Genomic DNA, 3,017 nt, shown 5'->3' with positions numbered 1-3,017 from the left:
GTGAGCTGGGGCCTGGCTTTGCTGGCGCTGTCGTTTGCGCTCATGCCCTTGGTGCACCCGGCGGCGGGCTTGGCCTTGCTTTGGATTTTGGTGATTTTGGGGCGCATTGGGCTGGGTTTCATCCTGCCTTCGCTCAATCTGGGCGCTTTGCGTGGCTTGCCCAAAGACTTGATCCCGCAGGCCTCCAGTGTGATCGGGTTTGTGCGCATGCTGGGCGGTGCGGCGGGCGTGAGCATTTGCGCCATCGTGCTGGAGTGGCGTCTGGCGGTGTACGCCCTGGCCTCAAGCAGCCCAGGCAGCGCCGATTTGCGTGCGTTCAATGAGACCTTTGTTTTTCTGGCCACCATGACCGCGCTGGCCTTGCTGGCCGCCTGGAAAATGGGCGAGTCCAGCGTCCCTCACAAGAAAGACTGACCATGTGCCAACTGCTCGGCATGAACTGCAACACCCCGACCGATGTGACCTTCAGCTTCAGCGGTTTCGCGCAGCGCGGGGGCCTCACCGACCACCATGGCGATGGCTGGGGCATTGCCTTTTTTGAAGGCTTGGGCGTGCGTCACTTTGTGGACCACCAAAGCGCCAGCAGTTCGCCTGTGGCCGAGTTGATTCGGCGTTACCCGATCAAAAGCCGCAACGTGATCGCGCACATCCGCAAGGCCACGCAAGGCGAGGTGAGCCTGGAAAATTGCCACCCGTTTGTGCGTGAGCTCTGGGGCCGGTATTGGGTGTTTGCACACAACGGCAATCTGGTGGATTACGCCCCCCGCTTGCACGGCAGCTTCAAGCCTGTGGGGCAAACGGACAGCGAGCGCGCCTTTTGCTGGCTGATGCAAGAGCTGGCCAAGTCACATGCCAGTGTGCCCAGCGTGCAAGAGCTGTCTCTGACGCTGCGCGAGTTGGTGCCACAAATTGCCCGTTTTGGCACCTTCAACTTTTTGTTGTCCAACGGCCAAGCATTGTGGGCGCATGCCAGCACGAACCTGCATTACGTTTTGCGAAGGCACCCATTCACGCAAGCGACGTTGAGCGATGAAGACCTGAGTGTGAATTTTGCTGACCATGCCAGCAAGACCGACAGGGTCGCGGTGGTGGTGACCGCCCCGTTGACCACCGACGAAGCCTGGGTCGCTTTTGAGCTGGGCCGCTTGTACACCTTTGAGGGCGGGGATTTGCAGCTGAGTTGACGCTGAAATGCTGCAATCACCATGGTCAATCTTGCGGGGATCTCTGACAAGCTCAAATATTTGGACCCCGGGTCAAGCCCGGGGTGACTAAGGAAAAGACTCTTTCCCTGTGTGGCAAGGTGAAATGACGTCTTCTTGTTCGCATGAGAATAGTTATGTCTTTATGAACCTGGCTCGGTGCGGCGTTAGCCTGCAAGCATCTCAGCTGCCGATTTTGCGCATGCCAACACTTCGCAAAAGTTCAATCCCGTGATCGAGGCGGGCAGCATTGACACGAAAGCCTCCTAGCTCCCATTGGTAGAACTCAAAGGCGACCTCGTTGTTTTGTTTGCCGTCAACAATTGCAAGATTGGAGCTGCAACTGATTCGTAAAAAATCCAGCCAAGTTATTTGCAAAGGACTCATGCAGGACCCCCGCAAGTGGAAATCGATCAAGCAAAGATTTTTAACTAATATTTAATTAAAATAAGATTAATTATTTTAAATAAGTTAATAATTAATATTTTTATAAGTACTTTAATATTAATTTAAGTTGCATGTGGTTGTTGCTTTAGTGCTTGCCTCATGCGTGTCATTCAAAACTCACGGGACCGGGCGGCTGATCCGCGATGGGCGTATTGCAGCAGTGATCCAGCACGTCATCTGCATTGGGCGTTGCATTTCAATCGGTAAACCCTCTGTTGCTTAAACAATACAAACGACGTATTAATGTGTCAAATAAATTGATGCAAATAAAAATTCATAACTGCGAAAAGAGGTTAACGCCCAATTTGATGGTAAATTACGACCAATTCCGCATTTTTGTGGATTTGTTTTATTAGTCATAAAGTCATCAAAAATGAATCTTTCAACGCTCTTCATACTGGAATACATTGCCTCTTACAGAGACTTGACCAATGTATTCGGTACAAATACAGCTGCTGCGGGGCAGCACTACAAGACCAGTGGGGTGCCCGAGGGTAGAACTGTGTCTTTTGATGCGTGGGCATATTTGGCTTCTTATGGGGACCTACGCAATGCATTTGGCTTAGATGTAGAGAACGCTACTCGTCACTTCATCACGTCGGGTGTGATCGAAGGTCGCACGGTGACTTTCGATGGACTGTCATATTTGGCCTCGTATGCGGATTTGCGCGGCGCATTTGGCTCTGACGCTGATGCGGCGACGCGCCACTATGTGCAGTACGGCGCACAGGAAGGGCGTTCCATCACGTTTGATGCTTGGGGTTATTTGGCCTCGTATGCGGATTTGCGTGCTGCTTTCAACACCGATGTGCAAGCAGCAGCGCTGCACTATATTCGATTTGGCGCCCAAGAAGGGCGAACAGTCACGTTTGATGCTTGGGGTTATTTGGCCTCTTATGGTGATTTGTTGGATGCCTTTGGTTCAGACGTACAAGCGGGCATGCGCCATTACGTGCAAAACGGTGCCAATGAAGGGCGAAAAACCGATGAATTTGTCCTCAATAATCCCATTGCAGCTGACATTGCATACGCTTACGAAGTTTCAATGGTTTCCGTTGCCGAGTTTTACGTACGCGAAAACACAGATGGCACTAACGATGATGCAAAGATTTTTGGAGTCCGGACAGGGACTCTGGGGGAAAACACAGCCTCTGTTTCTGGCGCGGCCAGCGTGGTTGATGTTGACAATGCGAGCCAGTTTTCGGCGAGTACCCAGACAGGCTCTTACGGTGTTCTGACGATTGATACGGCAGGAGCTTGGGTCTATAACCTTACGGCCTCGATGGACAGTCTGAGTGCGGGTGAGAGCGCACTTGACACAGTGACAGTGACGTCAGCAGACGGCACGCCGCAGGCGATCACGGTGTC

At 52.4% G+C, this 3,017-nt stretch carries 3 protein-coding genes and 1 pseudogene; 3 read left to right on the top strand and 1 reads right to left on the bottom strand.

Annotation, left to right across the window (positions count from 1 at the left end; translation table 11 throughout):
- Together ACIQ3A_RS14735 and ACIQ3A_RS14730 are read left to right on the top strand one after the other, a co-directional pair.
- Positions 1-414 (top strand): annotated as a pseudogene (locus ACIQ3A_RS14735) (MFS transporter); the annotation flags it as partial.
- Positions 415-416: 2 nt separating this feature from the next.
- Positions 417-1,184 (top strand): class II glutamine amidotransferase, encoded by a 768-nt coding sequence (locus ACIQ3A_RS14730; RefSeq protein ID WP_396432476.1) that lies wholly within the window; start codon positions 417-419, stop codon positions 1,182-1,184.
- A 201-nt stretch (positions 1,185-1,385) separates the two neighbouring features.
- Here the strand turns inward: ACIQ3A_RS14730 and ACIQ3A_RS14725 are convergent, their stop codons facing one another.
- On the bottom strand, positions 1,386-1,589 hold the full coding sequence (locus tag ACIQ3A_RS14725; RefSeq protein ID WP_396432475.1) for a hypothetical protein: 204 nt from the start codon (positions 1,587-1,589) through the stop codon (positions 1,386-1,388).
- 433 nt (positions 1,590-2,022) lie between these two features.
- On the opposite strand from ACIQ3A_RS14725, the gene ACIQ3A_RS14720 reads away from it, so the two are divergent.
- Positions 2,023-3,017: VCBS domain-containing protein (locus ACIQ3A_RS14720; RefSeq protein ID WP_396432474.1), on the top strand; the 995-nt coding region annotated here is incomplete at its 3' end.

It is taken from the genome of Limnohabitans sp. (assembly GCF_044361985.1).
In the GTDB taxonomy this organism is placed as follows: Bacteria; Pseudomonadota; Gammaproteobacteria; order Burkholderiales; family Burkholderiaceae_C; genus Limnohabitans_A.
Note: the sequence above shows the minus strand (reverse complement) of the source record. Positions and strands in the feature narration are given on the sequence as shown.